The sequence below is a fragment of the Dictyoglomus sp. genome (assembly GCF_049968615.1).
Taxonomy (GTDB): domain Bacteria; phylum Dictyoglomota; class Dictyoglomia; order Dictyoglomales; family Dictyoglomaceae; genus Dictyoglomus; species Dictyoglomus turgidum.
The window spans coordinates 1-876 of sequence record NZ_JBMFQK010000024.1; the positions used below are offsets into that span (position 1 = coordinate 1).

Genomic DNA, 876 nt, shown 5'->3' on the forward strand with positions numbered 1-876 from the left:
TCTTTCCATAAATTTTACTTTGAATATTCCTTATCAATCTTTGGAGTAGGAGTTGGAATATACTGGTTTCCCCAACCAAGATTTGAATCCCTGTTTGTGTCAAAGCCTGCACCCGCATCATGTCGTGCTCTTTCATCAGGACCATTTAATCTATTGTAGTCAGATGGTTGATTTGCCTCTTCCGAAGCTCTGTGGCTGCTTCCTGAAATGCCTTGAGCACTATCGTATGGAGAATCATTACCTGCAAAGGCAACACCTGTCATCAAAAGCCCTGAAATAATACCTGATACTAATAACTTTTTCATAACACACCTCCAGTTTTTTATTTTTTTCTCAGCCCTGGATGGGCTTCAAAATAGTCAATAAGCTCATCATCTGATTATTTACCCGGTTCATAAAACCTCCCCATAAATAGTATAGCATCTGTCTTATTATGCTGAATTATGAAGATAAATGGATGGTCTGCACGGAAGATGACGGGCTTTTTTATTTTCGGCGGATGTACAGATACTATTGCCCGCTCTTGTATCGCAGTTACGGCAGCTGCCTCTGTGCCTTCCTCATTGACCTCTACAAATGCCTTGTGGATTACATCGCTTATCTTAAGCTTTTTTGTGCCATCTATGCCTGAAAAGTCAGCAGAATCAGAAAAAGCAGTTGGCATGCCCATCCCAGGAAATACTTGGTTGAGTGAATATGCTGTTTCAAACTTAAATCTTGGTAGATATAAATCTACAGGTGTTAATCGCATGCCTTTCTTAATCTCTACTATTTTTTTTAGGGTCAGGTTTTTTTCTACATTCTTTAAATCCTTCTTTGGAAGAAGTATTAGCATTGATAGCTCTTCTTCATAGGGAAGTTCAAGAGCCTGGAGCT

2 protein-coding genes are annotated in these 876 nt (G+C 39.4%); both read right to left on the reverse strand.

Going from position 1 to position 876, the window contains the following annotated elements:
* Positions 1 to 14: 14 nt before the first annotated feature.
* Positions 15 to 305, reverse strand: a complete 291-nt coding sequence (locus ACP5QL_RS09205) for a hypothetical protein (protein ID WP_428127283.1) — start codon at positions 303 to 305, stop codon at positions 15 to 17.
* A 74-nt stretch (positions 306 to 379) separates the two neighbouring features.
* On the reverse strand, positions 380 to 876 hold a 497-nt coding region (locus tag ACP5QL_RS09210; protein WP_428127286.1), incomplete at its 5' end, for a serpin family protein.

Excerpts from the sequence above, each read along its gene's own strand:
- ACP5QL_RS09205 (WP_428127283.1), bottom strand. The coding sequence starts at position 305 with ATGAAAAAGTTATTAGTATCAGGTATTATTTCAGGGCTTTTGATGACA.